We start from the raw sequence: 19,446 nt of genomic DNA, 5'->3' as shown, positions 1-19,446 counted from the left end.
TTTTATCGTTCCCATGATAACTTAAAGTTGCACGGTAGCGGCCAGCGGCAACGCCGGGTCCAGGTGGCTGGTCAGCAGGATGCACTGGCGGGCCAGGCGCCCCGGCGCCGCCAGCTGCCCGCGCAGGTAGGCCATGGCGTCGGCGTCGAGGCCGTTGAAGGGCTCGTCGATCAGCAGCAGCCGCACCGGCAAGGCCAGCGCCAGCGACAGCTGCATCTTCTTGTGCTGGCCCAGCGACAGCGTGGTGACCGGCTGGTCCAGCGCGTGCAGCAGGTGGAAGGCGCGCAGTTCGGCGTTCAGCGGCGCCGGGTCGGTGTTGGGATAGAGCGACAGATGCAGGTCCAGCATCTCGCGCAAGGTCAGCCACGGCAGCTGCGGCGTGTCGCCGCCGCAGTAGTAGCACTGCAGCCGGTAGGCCAGCGGCTGGGCGCGGATCTCCAGCTGGTCCAGCGTGATGGTGCCGGCATGCGGCGTCAGCGCGCCGCCGGCCAGTTTCAGCAGCGTGGTCTTGCCGGCGCCGTTTTCGCCGCGCAGCCAGGTGATGCCGGCGCCCAGGCGCAGGTCGAACTGGCGGAACAGCGGATGGCTGGTGTATTCGAAGCTCAGTTTTTCCATGCTGAGCACGGGTTTCAATTCCATAATTCGCTTCCGATGGCGGTGAGGATGACGATGGCGCCGATGACCAGGCCGACGCGGCCGCGCACGCTCAGGCGCCGCAGCGAGACCACGGCGATTTGCGCGCTGGCGGCAAAGCACAGCCAGACGGTGGCGACGGTGGTGCTGTAGCCGGCGCTGGTTGCGCGGCCGGCGTGGCCCAGCGTCAGCAGCGCGAACCAGGCCAGCACGCACAGGCCGGGCAGCAGCGCGAACAGCATGGCGCGGCGGAACAGCCGTTCCGCATTGATCGGCCAGGCGCCGGCGACCGGGCGCAGCAGCAGGATTTGTTCGGCCACCGCCTTGTCGCCGCGGTCGGTCAGCAGCATCAGCGTCAGCGCCGCGCACAGGCCCCACAGCGCCGGCGGCACGACGGGCGGATGCCATAGCCAGACGCCGATGCTGAGCAGGGAGGTCAGCAGCAGCACGGTCTGCTGCATGCCGATCACATTCTCCGCGCGCCAGAACGGCAGCCAGAACAGCTGGCGCCAGTGATAGAGCGCGGCCGAGGCCGCGGTGGCGCCGCGGCGGCGCGGCAGATAGGCAGTCGGCACGGGCCGCGCCGGGCCGGGCTTGCGCGCGGCCGGCAGGCGGGCGCGCCAGGCCAAGGTCAGCGTCGAGATGATCCAGGCCAGCAGCAGCGAGGCGATGGTCAGCAGCAGCGCCCGCGGCGCCACCGGCCGCAGCCAGTCCGGCCACTGGTACAGCCAGATCGCGGTGGACACGGCATAGGCCAGCGACAAGGGGCCGACCAGCATGCCGGCCACCGCCGCGTTGGCGCCCCACTGCGCGCGCGGCGGAATCGGCAGCGGCCGGCTCCACAGCAGCACGTCGGCCGGCAGCAGGCGCTTGCGCAGCAGCCACACCGGCGCGCTGGCCAGCAGCGTCTGCCCGGCGAACAGGCCCAGCGCCTGCGGCCATGGCTGCGTCGCCGCAAACAATCCCGGCAGCGCGACACAGGCGATCAAGCCGATCATCACCGGCGCGAAACCGAGCAGGATGTACTCAAGCGAACTTTGCAGGCTGGCCGCGAACCGCACCAGCGCATGATGCGCCATGCGGGTGCGGAAACGCAGATAGGGAGGGAAAGCAATCATGTGGGAAGGATAACACTCACAAGATTAGCCAGGACTTAATTGGGTGTAAATGGGTGTATTATCGGTTACATGCTGCGCACAGATACTCTGCACATTACGCCGGAGATCCTGAATCTGATTGCCCGGATCGACGAATTCAAGGGCGCCTGGCGCGCTTTGGGCAGGCTTGCGCCAGACCGTCTATCCGCGCTGCGCCGTGTCGCCACCATCGAGAGCATAGGCTCATCCACCCGCATCGAAGGCAGCCGGCTATCTGACCGCGAGGTGGCGCAATTGCTGTCCAACCTCGACATCAAGTCCTTTGCCACGCGCGACGAGCAGGAGGTGGCGGGCTATGCCGAGCTTATGGATGTGGTGTTCCACTCCTGGCAGGACATGCTGGTCAACGAGAATCACATCAAGCAGTTGCACCTGATGCTGTTGCGTTATAGCGAAAAGGATGAGCGGCATCGGGGTGAGTACAAGACCAGCGCCAACAGCGTGGCTGCTTTCGATGCGGACGGTAGGCAGTTGGGCATTGTGTTCGAGACGGCCACACCGTTCGACACGCCGCGCCTGATGCGGGAACTGGTGGAATGGACCGCGCAAGAGTTGCGTCGTACGAAACTTCATCCTCTGCTGGTGATCGCTATCTTCGCCGTGGTCTTCCTGGAGATCCATCCATTTCAAGATGGTAACGGGAGGCTCAGCCGCATAATGACTAGTTTGCTGCTGCTGCGCTCCGGCTATGCCTATGTTCCCTACAGTTCGCTGGAAAGCGTCATCGAAGCAAATAAGGAAGCCTATTACGTGGCCCTGAGGCAGACCCAAGCCACGATCCGCAGTAATGCGCCAGATTGGCAGCCATGGCTGTTGTTCTTCCTGCGCTCTCTTGCCGAACAAGTACGCCGGCTGGAGAAGAAGATAGAGCGGGAACATATAGTGCTGGCGGCATTACCCGGCTTGTCGTTGCAGATAGTGGAGTTCGTCCGCGAGCATGGACGGGTGACGATGGCCGATGCGGTCCGCCTCACTGCGGGTAATCGCAACACCTTGAAGCCGCATTTTCGAAACCTGGTCGAGCGCGGCCAATTGGTCCAGCGCGGCAGCGGACGCGGTACCTGGTATGAATTGAAATAACGGGAGCGGAAATGATTAAGGGCCCGACGAATCGGGCCCTTAAAGGAATTTGGCGGAGCGGACGGGACTCGAACCCGCGACCCCCGGCGTGACAGGCCGGTATTCTAACCAACTGAACTACCGCTCCAAATTCGTTTGTCTGTTTTCCTTGGTGGGTGCTGAGAGGGTCGAACTCCCGACCTACGCCTTGTAAGGGCGCCGCTCTACCAACTGAGCTAAGCACCCAGAAAACATATCAGCGTTTCATCACTACTGTGTTGCAACTGCTGAACGAGGCCGTATTCTACAAGCTGGTTTGCCGATTCCGCAAGGGTTTTTGTAAATAATTTGAAAAATGACTGCGCAAGCCGGCCCGGCGGTGTCACCATGGGCGCCGCGACGAACCACAACAAGGAAACCCTCGACATGCACCGCAGCGACCACCTCGATGCCCTGTACCGCCGCGTCAGCTGGCGGCTGATGCCCTTCCTGTTCCTGTGCTACGTGGCCGCCTACCTGGACCGCGTCAACGTCGGCTTCGCCAAGCTGCAGATGCTGGCCGACCTGCGCTTCAGCGACACCGTCTACGGCCTCGGCGCCGGCATCTTCTTCATCGGCTACTTCCTGTTCGAGGTGCCGTCCAACCTGCTGATGACGCGCACCGGCGCGCGCATCTGGATCGCCCGCATCATGATCAGCTGGGGCCTGATCTCGTCGGCGCTGATGTTCGCCAACAGCGTGGCCACGTTCTACCTGCTGCGCTTCCTGCTCGGCGCCGCCGAGGCGGGCTTCTTCCCCGGCATCATCCTGTACCTGACCTACTGGTATCCGGCGCATCGCCGCGCGCGCATGGTGGCGCTGTTCATGAGCGGCGTGGCGGTGGCCGGCGTGGTCGGCGGGCCGCTGTCGGGCTGGATCATGACGGCGTTCGCCGGCCGCTACGGACTGAGCGGCTGGCAATGGCTGTTCCTGCTGGAGGGCTTGCCGTCGGTGCTGATCGGCATCTGGACCCTGTTCTATCTGGACGACGGCATCCGCTCCGCCAGCTGGCTGGGCGAGGACGACAAGCGGCTGCTGGAGCGCGCCATCGCCGACGACGGCAAGGCGCAGCGGCACATGCCGCTGGCGCAGGTGTTCGGCAACGGCACGGTATGGCTGCTGGCGCTGGTGTACTTCCTGTTCGTCATGGGCTTGTACGGCGTCAGCTTCTGGCTGCCGCAGCTGGTCAAGAACAGCGGCGTCAAGGACGTGTTCGATATCGGCCTGCTGACGGCGGTCCCCTACGGCATCGCGGCCGTGGTCATGGTGCTGGCCGCGCGCCACTCGGACCGCAGCGGCGAACGGCGCTGGCATGCGGCCGCCGCCGCGCTGGCCGGCGCGCTGGGCCTGGTCGGCGCCACCTTGTATGCCGACAACACCGTCGTCGCGATGGCCGCGCTCAGCGTCGCCACGGCCGGCATCCTGACCACCTTCCCGATCTTCTGGAGCCTGCCGACCGCCATGCTGGGCGGCGCGGCGGCGGCGGCCGGCATCGCGCTGATCAATTCGGTCGGCAACCTGGCCGGCTTCGCCAGCCCCTACCTGGTCGGCGCCATCAAGGACGCGACCGGCAGCACGGCCAGCGGCATCTACCTGCTGGCGGCCAGCCTGGTGGCCGGCGCCGTGCTGGTGCTGGCGGCCGCGCGCCGACCGCTCTAACGAGGCATCAGATCGAGGATGCCGCCGACGCCGCCGCTGAAGATCTCGCGGGCGACCTCGTCGCCGAGATAGCGCGCATACAGGCTTTGCACGGTGCCGTCGACCACCATCGCGCGGATGGCGTCGATGTAGCGCTGCCGCGTCGGCGCGCCGACCAGCGTGGTGGACACGTACAGCCCGATCACCGAGCGCGGCGATTCCTCCAGCGTGGCCGCGGTCATCGCGCCGACCATGTGAAACTGGCGCTGGTGCAGCAGGTGGATGGTGCGCGGCGCCAGGATGCCGTCGGCACGGCCGGCCTGGATCTTGCGGAACGCCACGGCGTAATCGTTGACGTATTCCAGCCGCCCCAGCTTGGCCAGGCGGTCCATCTGCGCGAGCAGCCTGGGCGGATAGGAGATGCCGCGGCTGACGTTCAGGCGCGCGCTGCTGTTGTCGACGAAGTCGGCCAGGCTGTGGAACGGGCCGCCGCTCTGATTGGTCAGCAGCAGCTCGAACTGGGAATAGGCGTAGGGTATCCAGACGCCGTGGCGGTCGCGCTCGGCAGTATGCAGGGCGGCGCCGGTCACCTGCAGCTGGTCGCTGAGAAATTGCGCGAACAGCCGGCTGTGCGGGTACCAGACGACGCGGAAGGGGCAGCCGGTGCGGCGCTCGATCTCGCCGACCAGATCGACGGCGATGCCGCCGTAGCCCTCGCCATTGCGGAACGAGGTATAGCCGAGGTCGCTGATGCCGATGCGCGCCTCGGGACAAGCCGCCGGCGTGGCGGCGGCCAGGGGCGCGAACAAGAACAGCAGCGGGAGTCCGAAGTGTCTGTACATGGCGGTGACGGGCGCTTATTTACTCCAGTGTAACATCGGCCGCGGACGGCGTGCCCACTTGCGGTGCGATATGTTTCCGTGGATACTGTATGCATTCACAGTGATATTTCGGCACATGGTAGAAGATCCTCGGCGCATCGCCCACCTCGACATGGACGCGTTTTACGCCTCCGTCGAGTTGCTCACCTATCCGGAGCTGCGCGGCTTGCCGGTGGTCATCGGCGGCGGCCGCGATGCCCAGCCGGTGCCGCAGGCCGACGGCAGCCGCCGCTTCGCCCGGCTGCGCGACTACGTCGGCCGTGGCGTGATCACCACGGCCACCTACGAGGCGCGCGCGCTGGGCGTCGGCTCGGCCATGGGCATGATGAAGGCGGCCAAGCTGGCGCCGGACGCGATCCTGCTGCCGGTCAATTTCGACGCCTACCGCCATTATTCGCGGCTGTTCAAAAACGCCGTGGCCGCCATCGCGCCCGATTTCGAGGACCGCGGCATCGATGAAATCTATATCGACCTGACCCGCGTCGAAGGCGAAACGCGCGAGCTGGCGCAGCGCATCAAGCAGGCCGTGCGCGACGCCACCGGCCTGACCTGCTCGATCGGCGTGACCCCCAACAAGCTGCTGTCGAAGATCTGCTCCGACCTGGACAAGCCCAACGGCCTGACCGTTCTCGGCTACGACGATATCCCGGCCCGCATCTGGCCGCTGGGCGTGCGCAAGATCAACGGCATCGGCCCCAAGGCCACCGAGAAGCTGGCGGCGCTGGGCATCGCCACCATCGGCCAGCTGGCCGAGGCCGACGCCGGCCTGCTGCAGGACCATTTCGGCGCCCATTACGCGGCCTGGCTGGCGCAGGCCGCGCGCGGCGTCGACCACCGCGAAATTTCCACCAGCTCCGAAAGCAAGTCGATCAGCCGCGAGACCACTTTCGAGCGCGACCTGCACGCGCGCCAGGACCGCGACGCCCTGTCATCCATCCTGACCAAGCTGTGCGACCGCCTGGCGGACGATCTCAAGCGCAAAGGCTACGTCAGCCGCACCATCAGCATCAAGCTGCGCTTCGACGATTTCCAGATCGTCAGCCGCAACGTCACCTTGCCGCAGCCGGTGGCCGACGGCGCGGCCATCCTGCAGGCCGCGCGCGAATGCCTGAAGCGGGTGCCGCTGCAACGCAAGCTGCGCCTGCTGGGCGTGCGCGCCAGCACGCTGGAGCCGCCCGGCGCCGGCCCGCAGGCGCCAGCCCCCCGGCAAGGCGAATTGTTCGCCTAGCGGCGCAACACAATCGGTCCGGCGCTGCCATCAGCGTGTAAAATGGCGCTCCCCTGGCATTACTGAAACAAGGCTAAATACTCATGTGGTTCAAGAATCTTCAGATTTACCGTCTGCCGGCCCCTTGGGCCTTTACCCCGGAACAATTGGAAGCCGCGCTCGCTCCTCACTCCTTCGTGCCAGCCACCAGCAATGAATTGCTGCGCCAGGGATGGGACACGCCGCGCCCTAACGGCGGCCTGGTGCACGTGGTCAACCAGCAGATGCTGATCCTGCTGGGCACCGAGAAGAAACTGTTGCCGAACACCGTCATCAACCAGGTCGCCAAGGCCCGCGCCGCCGAAATGGAAGAGGCGCAAGGTTTTGCGCCGGGCAAGAAAGCCATGAAGGAACTCAAGGAGCGCGTCGCCGACGAACTGTTGCCGCGCGCGTTCTCGATCCGCAGCAACGTCTGGACCTGGATCGATCCGGTCAACGGCTGGCTGGTGGTCGACGCCGCCAGCCCGGCCAAGGCCGACGAAGTGATCAAGCTGCTGCTCAAGGCGGTCGACAAGCTGCCGCTGGAGAGCCTGCGCGTGCAGCGCTCTCCGGTCGGCGTGATGACCGAGTGGCTGCAGGCCGACGATGCGCCGTCCGGCTTCACGGTCGACATGGACACCGAGCTGCGCGCCACCGGCGAGAGCAAGGCGGCGGTGCGCTATGTGCGCCACACGCTGGAAGCGGACGAAGTGCGCCGCCATATCGCCGCCGGCAAGCAGTGCACGCGCCTGGCGATGACCTGGGACAGCAAGATCTCCTTCGTGCTGACCGAGTCGCTGGCGATCAAGGGCGTCAAGGCGCTGGACGTGATCAGCGAAAAGGAATCGAGCACCAAGAACGATGAAGAGCGTTTCGACGGCGATTTCATGCTGATGACGGGGGAACTGGCCAAGCTGATGGCCGACGTGGTCGAGGCGCTGGGCGGCGAAGCGAAAGCCTGATCAAGATACCAACTCAGCCGTTGCTTGTTGGTTAAGAATGCCGCAAAGTCTTTGATTTTGCGGCTTTTTTCATGTAATTTTGGACATAAAACCCGAAAATAATTTCGTTGCCATGTAGAAATTAAGGCGAATTCTGCTATAGTGATTAGTGTTATCAAAATAGGAACTCGCGATGTCTACGTTCGTCCCCCTGCTTACCACGCAGCAGCTCGCCAACGATCTCACCATACAAGACGTTCTGGCGTGGACGACCGAGGACATCGTCGCGCTGAATTCGCTGCAAGTGCCGGCGCTGCGCACCGATCACCTTGCCACTTTCAGCAGCCAGCAGCTGGCCTACCTGGCTACCAGCAATGTCGCGGTGCTGACCACGCAGGATTTCGCCGCGCTCAAGCCGGCCGTGCTGAACGCCGCCGGCGCATTGCCCTCCGGCCTGATGGGTGCACTGACCAGCAGCCAGATCGCCGCGCTGACCACCGCGCAGGTGGCCGCGCTGGGCACCCAGGCATTTACCCAACTGAGCACCGATGCCATCGCAGCCTTCGAGACGGCCGACCTGGCGGCGCTGAACACTGCCAATCTCGCCAGCCTGTCGACCGGTCAGGTGGCGCTGATGACGACCAGGCAACTGGCGTCGCTGGCCACGCGCCAGTTGGCCGCATTGTCGTCCGACGACCTGACCGCCATCGGCAGCCGCGGCATCGCCGCGCTGACCACGCAGCAGGTCGCCGCGCTGAGCACGGCGCAGCTGGGTGCGCTCAGCACGGACCAGGCCGTGGCGCTGAGCACCGCCCAGGCTGCGGCGCTGACGGGCGTGCAACTGAGCGCGCTGACCACCGCCGCCATCGCGGCCATGGAAACGGCCGATCTCGCCGCGCTGAAAACCGTGGCCCTGGCCGCGCTGTCGACCCGCAATATCGCGGTGCTGGGCAGCACCCAGCTGGGTGCGCTGACCACCGGCGAATTCGCCGCGCTGAGCAGCGCCCAGATCGGCGCCATGTCCAGCGCCAGCATCGCCGGCCTGCCGAGCGCCGACCTGGCCGTCCTCAATCCGCTGGCCGTGCCGGTGCTGGGCACCGCGCTGATGGCCGGGCTGAGCACGGCACAACTGGCCGGCTTCGGCACGCGCCATATCATCGTCCTCAGCAGCGACCAGGTCGCCGCGCTGGGCACGGCCCAGGTCCATGCCCTCAATTCACTGCAGATCGGCGCCTTCGGTTCGCGCCAGGTGCTGGGCCTGTCGACCGCCGACGTGGCCGCGCTGAGTAGTGCCGGCATCAAGGCGCTGAGCACGGCCGCCGTTGGCGCGCTGACGTCCGACCAGTTCGCCCAGCTGGGCGCCGGCGCCACCAATCAGATCAGTCTGCTGGGCACGGCCCAGTTGGCCGCGGTGAAGACCGCGGCGCTGGCCGGCATGACGACCGACCAGGTGGTGGCGCTGTCGACGCTGCAGGCTTCCGCGCTCAGCAGCGCGCAACTGAGCAGCTTGTCGCTGGCGCAACTGGCCGCGGTGGAAACGGCTGACCTGGCCGCGCTGAAAACCGCCGCCATCACCGGATTGACCACGCAGCAAATGGCGGCGCTGAGCAGCAGCCAGCTGGGCGCCCTCACCACCGCCGAATTCGCCGCGCTGAGCAGCAGGCAGGTGGCTGCCTTGTCCACCGCATCGATCGCCGGCCTGCCGGGCGCCGACCTCGCGGCATTGAGCCCGGCCGCCGTTGCGGCGCTGGGAACGGCGCTGTTGTCGTCGCTGGGCAGCACGCAGCTGGGCAGCCTCGGCACGCGCCACTTCGCCGCCATGACCAGCGCGCAGGTCGCGGCGCTGACCAGTCTGCAGGTGCAGTCGCTGACCAGCGCGCAAATCGGCGCCTTCGGCACCGCCCAGGTGGCCGGCCTGTCGACCGGCGATCTCGCCGCGCTGGGCAGCGCCGCGCTGAAGGCGCTGAGCACCGGCGCCATTGCGGCGTTGACGTCGTCCCAGGCCACTGAGCTGGGACGGGACGACGGCAGCCTGTTCGCCCAATTGAGCACGGCCCAGGTGCTGGCGCTGCGCAGCACCGCGCTGGCCGGCCTGGGCACCGCCCAGATCGCCGCGCTGAGCACGGCGCAGGCCAGCACGCTGACCAGCGCCCAGCTGAACGCCTTGTCGTCGGCGCAACTGGCGGCGCTGGAAACGGCCGACGTGGCGGCCTTGCGCACCAATGTCGTCGGCAACCTGCTGACCTCGCAAATTGGCGCGCTGAGCAGCGCGCAAGTGCGGGCGTTCACCACCGCCCAGATCGCCGCGCTGAGCAGCAGGCAGTTTGTTGCGCTCAGCTCCGCCGGCCTTGCCGGCCTGGAGGCCGAGGACCTGGCCGTGCTCAACACCGGCGCCATCGCCGCGCTGGGCAGCGCCGCTTTCGCCGACCTGGATACGACGCAGATCGCCGGCCTGGGCACGCGCCAGATCGCCGCCCTGTCGAGCGCGCAACTGAACGCGCTGAGCAGCGCGCAAGTCCGCAGCCTGACGTCGGCGCAACTGGGCGCGCTCAGTTCGCTGCAGCTGGCCAACCTGTCGACGGCCGATGTGGCCGCCCTCAACGCCACCAGCCTGCCCGGGTTGCGCACCGCCGCCATTGTTGGTCTCAATTCGGACCAGTTGGCCGTGCTGGGCACGGGCCAGGTGCAGACCCTGAACACCGCCCAGATCGCCGCATTACGCACCGCCGCGCTGACCGGGCTGACCACCGCCGAGGCGGTGGCGCTGACTGCCACCCAGGTCGCCGCGTTGGGCAGCGCGCAAGTGCAGGCGCTGGGCGCGCAAGCGGTCGGTGCGCTGGACCCGCTGGACTTCGCCGCCCTCGCCACTGCGGCGATCCACGGACTGACCACCAGCCAGCTTGCCGCGCTGGGCAGCGCGCAGTTGTCCGTGATGACGATCGCGCAATTCCAGGCGCTGAATGCCGCGCAGCTGGCCGCGCTGCCGACGGCGGCCGTGGCCGGCTTCGCCACCGCCAACCTGGCTGCGCTGGGTACCGTCTATGCCGCCGCGCTGACCAGCGCGCAGATCGCGCCGCTGACCGGCACCCAGATTTCCAGTCTCAGCTCGCAGCAGGTTGCGGTCCTCGGCAGCGACCAGCTGGCCGCGCTCAGCACCGCCCAAGTCGCCAGCATGGTGGCACTGCAAATGCCGGGCCTGAGCTCACGCAACGTGGCAGGCCTCTCGTCGGCCGATATCGCCGCCTTCAGCGTCGCCGCGTTGAAGGCCCTGAACACCTCGGCCATCGCCGCGCTGCGCTCGGATCAGTTGAGCGGACTCGGCGGCGGCTCGTCCGGCAACCAGATCGGCGAGATGAGCACGCTGCAGATTGCGGCCCTGCGCAGCACCGCGCTGGCTGGCCTGACCACCACCCAGGTGGCGGCCCTGAATACCGCCCAGGCGGCGGCGCTGACCAGCGCCCAACTGATCGCTTTGTCAAGCGACGATATCGCCGCGCTGGAAACGGCTGACCTGGCCGCGATCCGCAGCAACGCGCTGGCCGGACTGAGCACATCGCAGGTGGCCGCGTTCAACGCCGCCCAGGTGACGGCGCTGACCAGCGTCCAGGTGGCCGCGCTCAACAGCAGCCAGGTGCTGGCGCTGAAATCGTCGGCCATCGCCGGCCTGCAGCCGGCCGATGTCGGCAGCCTGAGTACGGCTGTGATCGCCGCCATGCCGGTCAGCCTGCTTAGCGGCCTGAGCCTGGCGCAGATCGCCGCGCTCAGCACGCGCCAGGTCGCCACGCTGAACAGCGACCAGCTCAACGGCCTGAGCACCAGCCAGGTCAATGCGTTGACGTCGCTTCAGGTCGGTGCCCTCGGTTCGCAGCAGATCGACAACCTGTCGCTGGCCGATCTGGCCGCGCTGCAAACGGGCGTGCTGAGCGCGCTGAGGACCACTGCGCTGGCGGCCCTCGATTCGGCGCAGATGGCGGTGCTGGGCAACGACCCGGCCGGCAGCGGCGCCAGCTTCATCGGCAACTTGACCACCGCCCAAATCGCCTCGCTGCGCACTGCCGCGCTGGCCGGTTTGAGTACCCGGCAAATCGTCGCGCTGACCACGGCCCAGGCGGCCGCGCTGGGCAGCGCGCAGCTGGCGGCGCTGTCGACCACCGATATCGCCGCGCTGGAAGCGGTCGATATGGCGGCGCTGCGCACGGCCGCCATCGCCGGCCTGTCCACCGACCAGATCGCGTCGCTGACCAGCGTACAGCTGGGCGCCTTGACCAGCGGGCAACTGGCGTCGCTGAGCAGTCGCCAGCTGGGCGCTCTGTCCAGCGATACGCTGCTGGGGCTGTCGACCGCCAACCTGGCGGCGCTGTCGACCAGCGCGATCAGCGCGCTGCCGACGTCCACCATATCGCGGCTGACGGCGGAGCAGCTGGCCGGCCTGAGATCGCAGCAACTGGCCGCGCTCGGCAGCGACCAGATCGCCGCCATGGGCACCCAGCAAATCCTCGCCTTCAGTTCGGCGCAGCTGGGCGGCTTGGGTTCCAGGCAAATCCGCGGCCTGTCGACCGACGACGTGGCCGCGCTGGACAGCCGCGCGCTGCCGGGTCTGAGCACGGCGGCGATTGCGGCGCTGAATTCGGACCAGTTGGCCGCGCTGGGTGCCGACGGCCGCAGCGGGCAGTTCGCCTCATTGAGCACCGCCCAGATCGCCGCGTTGAGCACCAACGCGCTGCAGGGAATGGATACGCCGCAAATCAAGGCGCTGACGACCGCGCAGGCGGCCGCCTTGGGCAGCACCCAGGTGGCCTCGCTGCAATGGTTGCAGATCTTCATGTTCGAATCGCAGGACATCGGTGCCCTGCGCACCAGCGCGATCGCTGCGCTCAGCTCGCAGCAGACCAGCCTGATGACCTCGCAGCAGGTGGCGGCATTGACGACCGCGCAGGTGGCGGCGCTGGGCAGCCGGCAGACGATCGGACTGGCGGCCAGTTCGATCAGCGGCCTGCAGACGGCCGTCATGGCTGCGTTGTCGACGGCGGCCGTGGCCGCGCTGGACACCGCGCAGATGACTGCCCTGAACACGGCGCAGACGGCGGCGTTCGGCACGCGCCAGATTGCCGGGCTCAACAGCTTGCAGCTCAATTCCCTGGGTAGCGCGCAGATCCGCACGTTGACCAGCGCGCAAGTGGCCGCGCTTGGTTCGCAGCAGCTGGACAATCTGAGCGTCGCCGCGCTCGCCGCGCTCGACACCGCCAACCTGGCCGCGCTGAAGACGGCGGCGATCGCAGCGCTGAGTTCGGACCAGCTGGCCGTGCTGGGCACGGACGCCGGCGGCGCCAGCCATATCGACCAACTGACGACGGCGCAGATCGCCGCGCTGCGCACCGCCGCGCTGGCCGGGCTGAGCACGCGCCAGATCGTCGCTCTCAGCACCGCGCAGGCGGGCGCGCTGAGCAGCGCACAGGTGGCGGCATTGTCCACCAACGACATCGCCGCGCTGGAAGCGGCCGACGTGGCCGCCCTGAAGACCGCCGCGATCGCGGCCCTGAACAACAACCAGGTGGCGGCGCTGAACGGCCTCCAGCTGGGTGCGCTGACGACGGCGCAGTTCGGCGCGCTCAGCAGTCTGCAAATCGGCGCGCTGGCCAGCCAGACCATCGTCGGCCTGTCGACCGCCAACCTGGCCGCGTTGAGCCAGCAGGCCGTCGCCGGCCTCGCCGCCTCGCTGTTTGTCAGCCTGAGCGGATCGCAGCTCAACGCGCTGAACACGCGCCAGATCACCGCGCTGCAGAGTCAGCAAGTGGCGGTGCTGAGCAGCGCCCAGGTCTCGGCGATGAATACCGCCCAGATCGCCGCACTGAACAGCGTGCAGGTCGGTGCGCTGACCAGCGACGCGTTGGCGGGCCTCGCGGCCGGCGACATCGCGGTGCTCGGTACCGGCGCGCTGGGCGGCATGGCCTCGGCCTCGTTTGGCGGATTGACGCTGTCGCAACTGGTCGGCCTGACCACGGCCCAGGTGGCGACGCTGAAGAGCGCGCAGCTGACCGCGCTGAACACGCAGCAGATCAACGGCTTCAGTTCGGCGCAGGTGCACGCGCTGAGCTCGCAGCAACTGGCGGTTTTGTCGACCGGCGACGTGGCCGCCATCAGCACCGCCAACCTCGGCGCGCTCAGCACGACGGCGCTGGCGGGACTGAGCTCGGCGCAGCTGTCGGTGCTGGGATCGGATCCGCTGGGCAGCAATGCCGAGCTGATCTCGGCGCTGAGCACGGCGCAGATCGCCGCGCTGCGCACCAGCGCCCTGGCCGGGCTGAGCGCGACGCAGGCGGTGGCCCTTACCACGGCCCAGGCCGCGACACTGACCAGCGCCCAGCTGGGCGCGCTGCAACTGACGGTGGTGGCGGCGCTGGAAACGGCCGATGTGGCCGCGTTGAAAACGGCGACCATCGCCGGCCTCCAGACCCAGCAGATACTGGCGCTGACATCGAACCAGTTGGCCGCGCTGGGCACCGCGCAGATGGCGGCGCTGAGCAGCACCCAGTTGGACACCCTGAGCGGGACGCAAGTGGCGGCGCTCAGCACCGCCAACGTGGCCGCGATCAATCCGCTGAAGCTGAACGCAACCGCCGGCAGCCTGTTGGCCAACATGACGACGGCCCAGCTGCGTGCATTGACTGCGACACAGTTTGCCGCGCTCGGCTCGGCGGCAATGTCGCAGATCCAGGCGTCGGATATGGCCGCCATCGACACGGCCGACATCGCCGCGCTGAACACCGGCGTGATCCGCGCGTTGCACGACGACCAGTTGCTGGCGCTCAGCACGGCGCAGATCGCCGCGCTGAGCGTGGCGCAGATGGCGGCCATGCTGCCGAACGCCAGCAGCAGCGACCAGTTCACGGCGGCGCAGGTGGCGGCGCTGTCGTCGGCCCAGCTGGGCGCGCTGGCCACCTCGGTGATCGCCGACCTGACCGTTGCCAACCTGGCGGCGATTGAAACGCGCGACATTGCAGGCCTGGTCACGCGCCAGATCGTCGCCCTGTCGCCGACGCAGATGCAGGGCATGCTGCCGGCGCAGTTGTCGGCGCTGACCACGACGCAGACGCATGCGATGTCGAGCGCCCAGTACAACGGTCTGAGCTCGGCGCAAAAAGCCGCCTTCAGCACCGCGCAGCTGAACGCCATGCCGTTCGTCACGCCGCTGGTGCTCGACCTCGACGGCAACGGCGTGCAAACGCTGGGGCTGGACGCCGGCGTGCGCTTCGACTTGGCCGCCAATGGCCAGCAGCGCGCCACCGGCTGGGTGGGACCCGGCGACGGCTTGCTGGCGCTGGACCGCAACGGCGACGGTGTCATCAACGACGGCAGCGAACTGTTCGGCTCGGCCACCAAACTGGCCGGCGGCGCGAGCGCCGGCAACGGCTACGAAGCGCTGGCGGCGCTGGACAGCAACCACGACGGCAAGGTCAGCGCGCTGGATGGCGGCTTTGGCGATTTGCGCGTGTGGGTCGACGCCAACGCGGACGGCGTCAGCCAGGCCGGCGAACTGAAGACGCTGGCCGAGTTGCGCATCACCAGCCTGAACCTGGATGTGCAGGCGGACGGCAGTGTGGACCACGGCAACATCATCGGCCTGACCTCGAGCTACACCACGGCAGACGGCGGACAGCATACGGCGGCCGACGTCTGGTTCAAGCAGGGCATGAGCGCGCAGGTGAGCGGCATGGCGCAGGCGCTGTCGGCCTTCGCCAGCGACACCGCGGAGGCGCCACGCGGCGGCCTGAACTTCGACGGCGGCGAGCCGGGCGTGCTGGCGGCCCAAGCCGCGCGCATGGCCGATGTGCTGCAGCAGTTCCGCGATGCCGGGCAGCCGGCGTCGGCCGGGCAGTCGGACCGCGAGGCATTGCGCCTGAAAGCCTTGCAGGCCGCATCCAGCCACGCGTTGCTGGCGGCGCCGAAGTAAGCCAGGCGCCGGTCAGGAAAGCCCGCCACGGCGGGCTTTTTTTCGTCATTATTTTTTCCGAAATGTTTCTTTTTCCCTCTGCTAGCAGTGGTCACCAAACCACCTAAAGGGAAACAAGATGAGCTTCGACAGCAACCTGACCCCGGCCCAGTTCGCCGCCGGCGGCACCCGCCTGATCGCCAGCCTGACCACGGCCGACATCGCCCGCCTGTCGGCCGATTGTATTGCCGCGATGACGACCGCGCAGGCCAACACGCTCAACGGCGCCCAGCTGGGCGCACTGCGGGCCGATGGCGTCGCCGCGCTGCAGTCGGACGATATCGCAGCGCTGCGCGCCTACTCGCTGAACCAGGCGTCGGCCAGCACCGCCTTCATGGCCGCGCTGACGCCGCAGCAGGCGGCGGCGCTGACGGTAGGGCAGGCGGCGCTGCTGTCGGCGCGCGGCGTGACGGGCTTGCAGCCCGATACGCTGGCGGCGTTGCGGACCGGGCAAGTCGCGGTGCTGCCGGTGGCGATGATTGCCGGGCTCGGCGCGGAGCAGGTGCTTGCGCTGGGCACCGCGCAGATCGCCGCGCTGGGCCTGGGGCAGGTCGCCGCGCTGCCGAGGCACCATGGCGGCGAGGAGGGCGGGAGCATCTTTCGCACCGACCAGATCGCCGCCTTCTCCACCAGGCAGATGGCGGCGCTGGGCACGGCCCTGCTGACGCAACTGAGCGCGACCGAACTGCTGGCCATCGAAACGCGCGACATCGCGGCGCTCGGTTCGCACCAGATGGGCGCGCTGGCCGTGGAGCAGTTGCTGGCGCTCAGCCTCGACCAGCTGGCGGCGATACACAGCAAGCAAATCGGCGCGCTGCGCAGCGCCCAGATCCACGCGCTGGATGGCGAGCGCCTGCGCGCGCTGAGCACCGGCGCGATCGCCGCGCTGACCACCGCGCAACTGCAGGCGCTGGACGGCGAACAGCTGCATGCGTTCAGCAGCGCCCAATTGGCCGCGCTGACGCCGCGCCAGTTCGCGGCGCTAAGCACCGACGACATCGCCGCGCTTGACGCGACGGCATTGCCGGCGCTGCGGGTGGCGGTGATGGCGACGCTGACTTCGGCGCAACTGGCGGCGCTGGGCGCCAACGGCGACGGCGATTTCGGCCTGTTCAGCACGGCGCAGGTGGCGGCATTGGGCACGGCGGCACTGGCCGGCCTGACGGCGCAGCAGGCCGCCGCGCTGACCAGCCTCCAGGCGGCGGCGCTGAACGCCTCCCAGCTGGGCATGCTGACGACGCAGGCGATCGCCATGCTCGACGGCGGCGACCTGGCGGCGCTCAAGACCTCCGCCATCGGCGGACTGAAGACCCAGCAGATCGCCGCCCTGAGCGCCGGACAGTTCGCCGCGCTGGGCACGGCGCAGGCGGCGGCACTGAACAGCCGCCAGATGAATGCGCTGAGCGACGACGCCTTCGCGGCGATGGAGACGGCCGACCTGGCCGCGCTCAGCGCCGCCGCGGTGGCGGGCCTGGCGCCGCGCCTGCTGGCGCTGCTGGATGCCGACCATATCGCCGCACTGGTGCCGCGCCAGCTGCTGGCGCTGGGCTCGGCCAGCCTGAACGCGTTGAGCACGGACCAGTTCCAGGCGCTCAGCACGGCGCAATTGGCCAGGTTGAATCCGGCGCAATTTACCGGACTGTCGACGGCCAACCTGGCCGCCATTTCGGCCGCCGGGCTGGCGGCGCTGCCGGCCGGGGCATTGGCCGGCTTGAGCTCGGCGCAGTTTGCCGTGCTGGGTGGCGCCGACCATCAGATCGGCTTGCTGACGCCGGGCCAGATCGCGCAGATCCGCACCGCCGCGCTGGCCGGCATGACGGTGGAACAGGCCATCGCGCTGACCACGGCGCAAGCCGCCGCGCTGAGCGGCGCCCAGCTGGCCGCCTTGTCGACCGATGTCATCGCCGGGATGGAGTTGCGGGACTTTGCCGCGCTGAGCGGCGCTGCCATCGCCGGTCTGCGCACCGCGCAGTTGGCGGTGCTGGGCAGCGACCAGATCCTGGGACTGACCACGGCGCAGGCGTCCGGGCTGGGCAGCCAGCACATCGCCGCGCTGGCCAGCGACGTGCTGGCGCAGATGCAGACGGCGGAAATCGCCGCCCTGAAGGCAGCGGCCATCGCCGGCCTGCGCACCGACCAGTTGCAAGCGATGGGCAGTGACCAGATCAACGCGCTGAGCGGCGCGCAGAGCGCGGCGTTGAGCAGCACGCAGTTCGGCGCGCTGTCGGCCGGCGTGGTGGCGAGCATGGAGACCGCCGATCTGGCGGCGCTGAACACGGCGGTGATCGCCGGCTTGTCCAGCACCGCGCTGGCGGCGTTGGGCACGCAGCAGATCGCGGCGCTGGCGGCGCGGCAGGTCGGCGTGCTGTCCACCGCCAGCATCGCCGCCATGAGCCTGGAGCAGTTCTCCGCGTTGACGGCCGCGCAGTTCGCCGCGCTCACTTCGAGGCAATACCAGGCCTTGTCGGCGGACGAGGTGGCGGCCATCGGCAGCGGCCAGATGGCGGCGTTGTCGACGCAGGTGGTGGCCAGCCTGGGTTCGGCGCAACTGGCGGCCTTGTCGACCGCGCAGGTCGCCGCGCTGAACGCGGCGCAGGCGGCCTCGCTGGTGGCGGCGCAGTTACGTGGCTTGAACAGCGATGGACTGGCCGCGCTGGGCACGGCCGCGGTCGGCGGGCTGACGTCGGCGACCATCGCGCAACTGATGCCGGAGCAGCTGCAAGCGTTCGGCACGGCGCAGATCGCGGCGTTGACGGTGCGCCAGATCGCCGCCCTGCCGACCGCGCACCTGACCGGCGGCGACGTGCTGAGGACGGATCAGATCGTGGCGCTGACGTCGAGCCAGGTCGGCGCCCTGAGCAAGTCGCTGCTGGCGGCGCTGGGATCGGACGACCTGGCGGCGATCGAGACGCGCGATTTGCTGGCCTTGGGCAGCGCGCAGCTGGCGGCCTTGTCGACCGCGCAGTTCGGCGCGCTGACGACGGCGCAGGCGGTGGTGTTCACGACCGCGCAGACGGCCGGCCTGAGCACGGCGCAACTGGCCGCGCTGGCGGCTGCCAAGCTGCCGCACGGCGCGCTGATGGCGGAGGGTGGCAATTCGATGCGGGAGAAGGTGGGCGGCATGGTGCAGGCGCTGGCCGCCTTCAACGTCGAGCAGCCGGGCGCCGCGGCGAGATCGCCGCTGGCGATGCAGGGACCGTTGTCCGAGGGCGCCGGCATGCTGGCGGCACCCGACGGCTTGCAATTGGCTACCCTGTTGCCCGAAGCGAAGGACTTGCTGGCCGCGCCGCGCAAATAGGCAATCGGAGTGGGGCAATCAGAGCGGCTGGAACACTCCGGCCGCTTTGTTTTTCTGCACGTTATCCCACGCGAAGATCTTGCCGTTCATCGCCACATACACGCCGGGCGGCAGGATTTGCGCGACACCGCAGGCAAAGCCGAGGTTGAACATCGCGTCCGAATTGGCGATCTCGTAGGGAATCATGGCGCCGGTCAGCACGATGGTCTGGCCCAGGTTGGCCGGGCCCAGCACGGCGGCCGTTTGCGGCATGGTGTCGGTGCCGTGGATGATGACGATGGCTTTCTCGCCGGCCGCCCGGCACGACGCCAGGATGCGCTCGCGGTCGGCGTCGACCATGTCCAGCGAATCCATCAGCGGCAATTGCTCCAGCGCCACATCCACCGTCAGGCGGCAACGGGCCAGCAGCGCCGGCACGTGACTGTCGGCGAAGCCCAGGGTTCCGTTCAGTTCGTTGTAGTGTTTGTCGAAGGTGCCGCCGGTGGCGAGGATGCGCAGAGTCATGATTTCGGTGCTCAGGATGGATTAATGATGCGCATCATAACCCAAACCGCCAACGCAAAA

General features: G+C 68.2%; 10 protein-coding genes and 2 tRNA genes. 6 read left to right on the top strand and 6 right to left on the bottom strand.

What is annotated here, in order from left to right; translation table 11 throughout:
• Window positions 1–21: 21 nt before the first annotated feature.
• Window positions 22–639 carry an ATP-binding cassette domain-containing protein gene (locus ACCD07_RS14475; protein WP_413447742.1) on the bottom strand — a complete coding sequence of 206 codons (618 nt, stop codon included), beginning with the start codon at window positions 637–639 and terminating at the stop codon, window positions 22–24.
• The gene (locus ACCD07_RS14470; RefSeq protein WP_413447741.1) at window positions 630–1,751 is read right to left on the bottom strand and encodes a hypothetical protein; all 1,122 of its coding nucleotides are present in this window, start codon (window positions 1,749–1,751) and stop codon (window positions 630–632) included. The genes ACCD07_RS14475 and ACCD07_RS14470 overlap by 10 nt, the downstream gene beginning before the upstream one ends.
• A gap of 69 nt (window positions 1,752–1,820) precedes the next feature.
• On the opposite strand from ACCD07_RS14470, the gene ACCD07_RS14465 reads away from it, so the two are divergent.
• Entirely contained in the window at window positions 1,821–2,870 is a 1,050-nt protein-coding gene (locus ACCD07_RS14465; protein ID WP_413447740.1) for a Fic family protein, read from the top strand.
• A 50-nt stretch (window positions 2,871–2,920) separates the two neighbouring features.
• Here the strand turns inward: ACCD07_RS14465 and ACCD07_RS14460 are convergent.
• Window positions 2,921–2,997 (bottom strand) — tRNA-Asp (locus tag ACCD07_RS14460).
• Between the two features lie 22 nt (window positions 2,998–3,019).
• Window positions 3,020–3,095 (bottom strand) — tRNA-Val (locus ACCD07_RS14455).
• A gap of 141 nt (window positions 3,096–3,236) precedes the next feature.
• Between ACCD07_RS14455 and ACCD07_RS14450 the strand changes: the two genes are divergently transcribed.
• Window positions 3,237–4,547 carry an MFS transporter gene (locus tag ACCD07_RS14450; RefSeq protein WP_413447739.1) on the top strand — a complete coding sequence of 437 codons (1,311 nt, stop codon included), beginning with the start codon at window positions 3,237–3,239 and terminating at the stop codon, window positions 4,545–4,547.
• Here the strand turns inward: ACCD07_RS14450 and ACCD07_RS14445 are convergent.
• Window positions 4,544–5,368, bottom strand: coding sequence for a substrate-binding periplasmic protein (locus ACCD07_RS14445; protein WP_413447738.1), 825 nt, complete (start codon window positions 5,366–5,368; stop codon window positions 4,544–4,546). The genes ACCD07_RS14450 and ACCD07_RS14445 overlap by 4 nt on opposite strands.
• A gap of 115 nt (window positions 5,369–5,483) precedes the next feature.
• Between ACCD07_RS14445 and dinB the strand changes: the two genes are divergently transcribed.
• From dinB to ACCD07_RS14425, 4 genes are all read left to right on the top strand, one after another.
• Window positions 5,484–6,635, top strand: a complete 1,152-nt coding sequence (dinB, locus tag ACCD07_RS14440) for a DNA polymerase IV (protein ID WP_176653415.1) — start codon at window positions 5,484–5,486, stop codon at window positions 6,633–6,635.
• Between the two features lie 83 nt (window positions 6,636–6,718).
• Window positions 6,719–7,615: a recombination-associated protein RdgC gene (locus tag ACCD07_RS14435; RefSeq protein ID WP_176653416.1), complete on the top strand. Its 897-nt coding sequence runs from the start codon at window positions 6,719–6,721 to the stop codon at window positions 7,613–7,615.
• A 172-nt stretch (window positions 7,616–7,787) separates the two neighbouring features.
• Window positions 7,788–15,545, top strand: coding sequence for a hypothetical protein (locus ACCD07_RS14430; RefSeq protein ID WP_413447737.1), 7,758 nt, complete (start codon window positions 7,788–7,790; stop codon window positions 15,543–15,545).
• Window positions 15,546–15,663: 118 nt separating this feature from the next.
• Window positions 15,664–18,882, top strand: coding sequence for a hypothetical protein (locus ACCD07_RS14425; protein ID WP_413447736.1), 3,219 nt, complete (start codon window positions 15,664–15,666; stop codon window positions 18,880–18,882).
• 18 nt (window positions 18,883–18,900) lie between these two features.
• Here ACCD07_RS14425 and ACCD07_RS14420 read toward each other — a convergent pair whose 3' ends face one another.
• Window positions 18,901–19,386 carry an asparaginase domain-containing protein gene (locus tag ACCD07_RS14420; protein ID WP_176653419.1) on the bottom strand — a complete coding sequence of 162 codons (486 nt, stop codon included), beginning with the start codon at window positions 19,384–19,386 and terminating at the stop codon, window positions 18,901–18,903.
• Window positions 19,387–19,446: the final 60 nt, after the last annotated feature.

It is taken from the genome of Duganella sp. Dugasp56 (assembly GCF_047304105.1).
GTDB classification, from domain to species: domain Bacteria; phylum Pseudomonadota; class Gammaproteobacteria; order Burkholderiales; family Burkholderiaceae_D; genus Rugamonas; species Rugamonas hordei.
The sequence above is the reverse complement of the archived record's forward strand: the minus strand, read 5'-3'. Positions and strand labels throughout refer to the sequence as shown.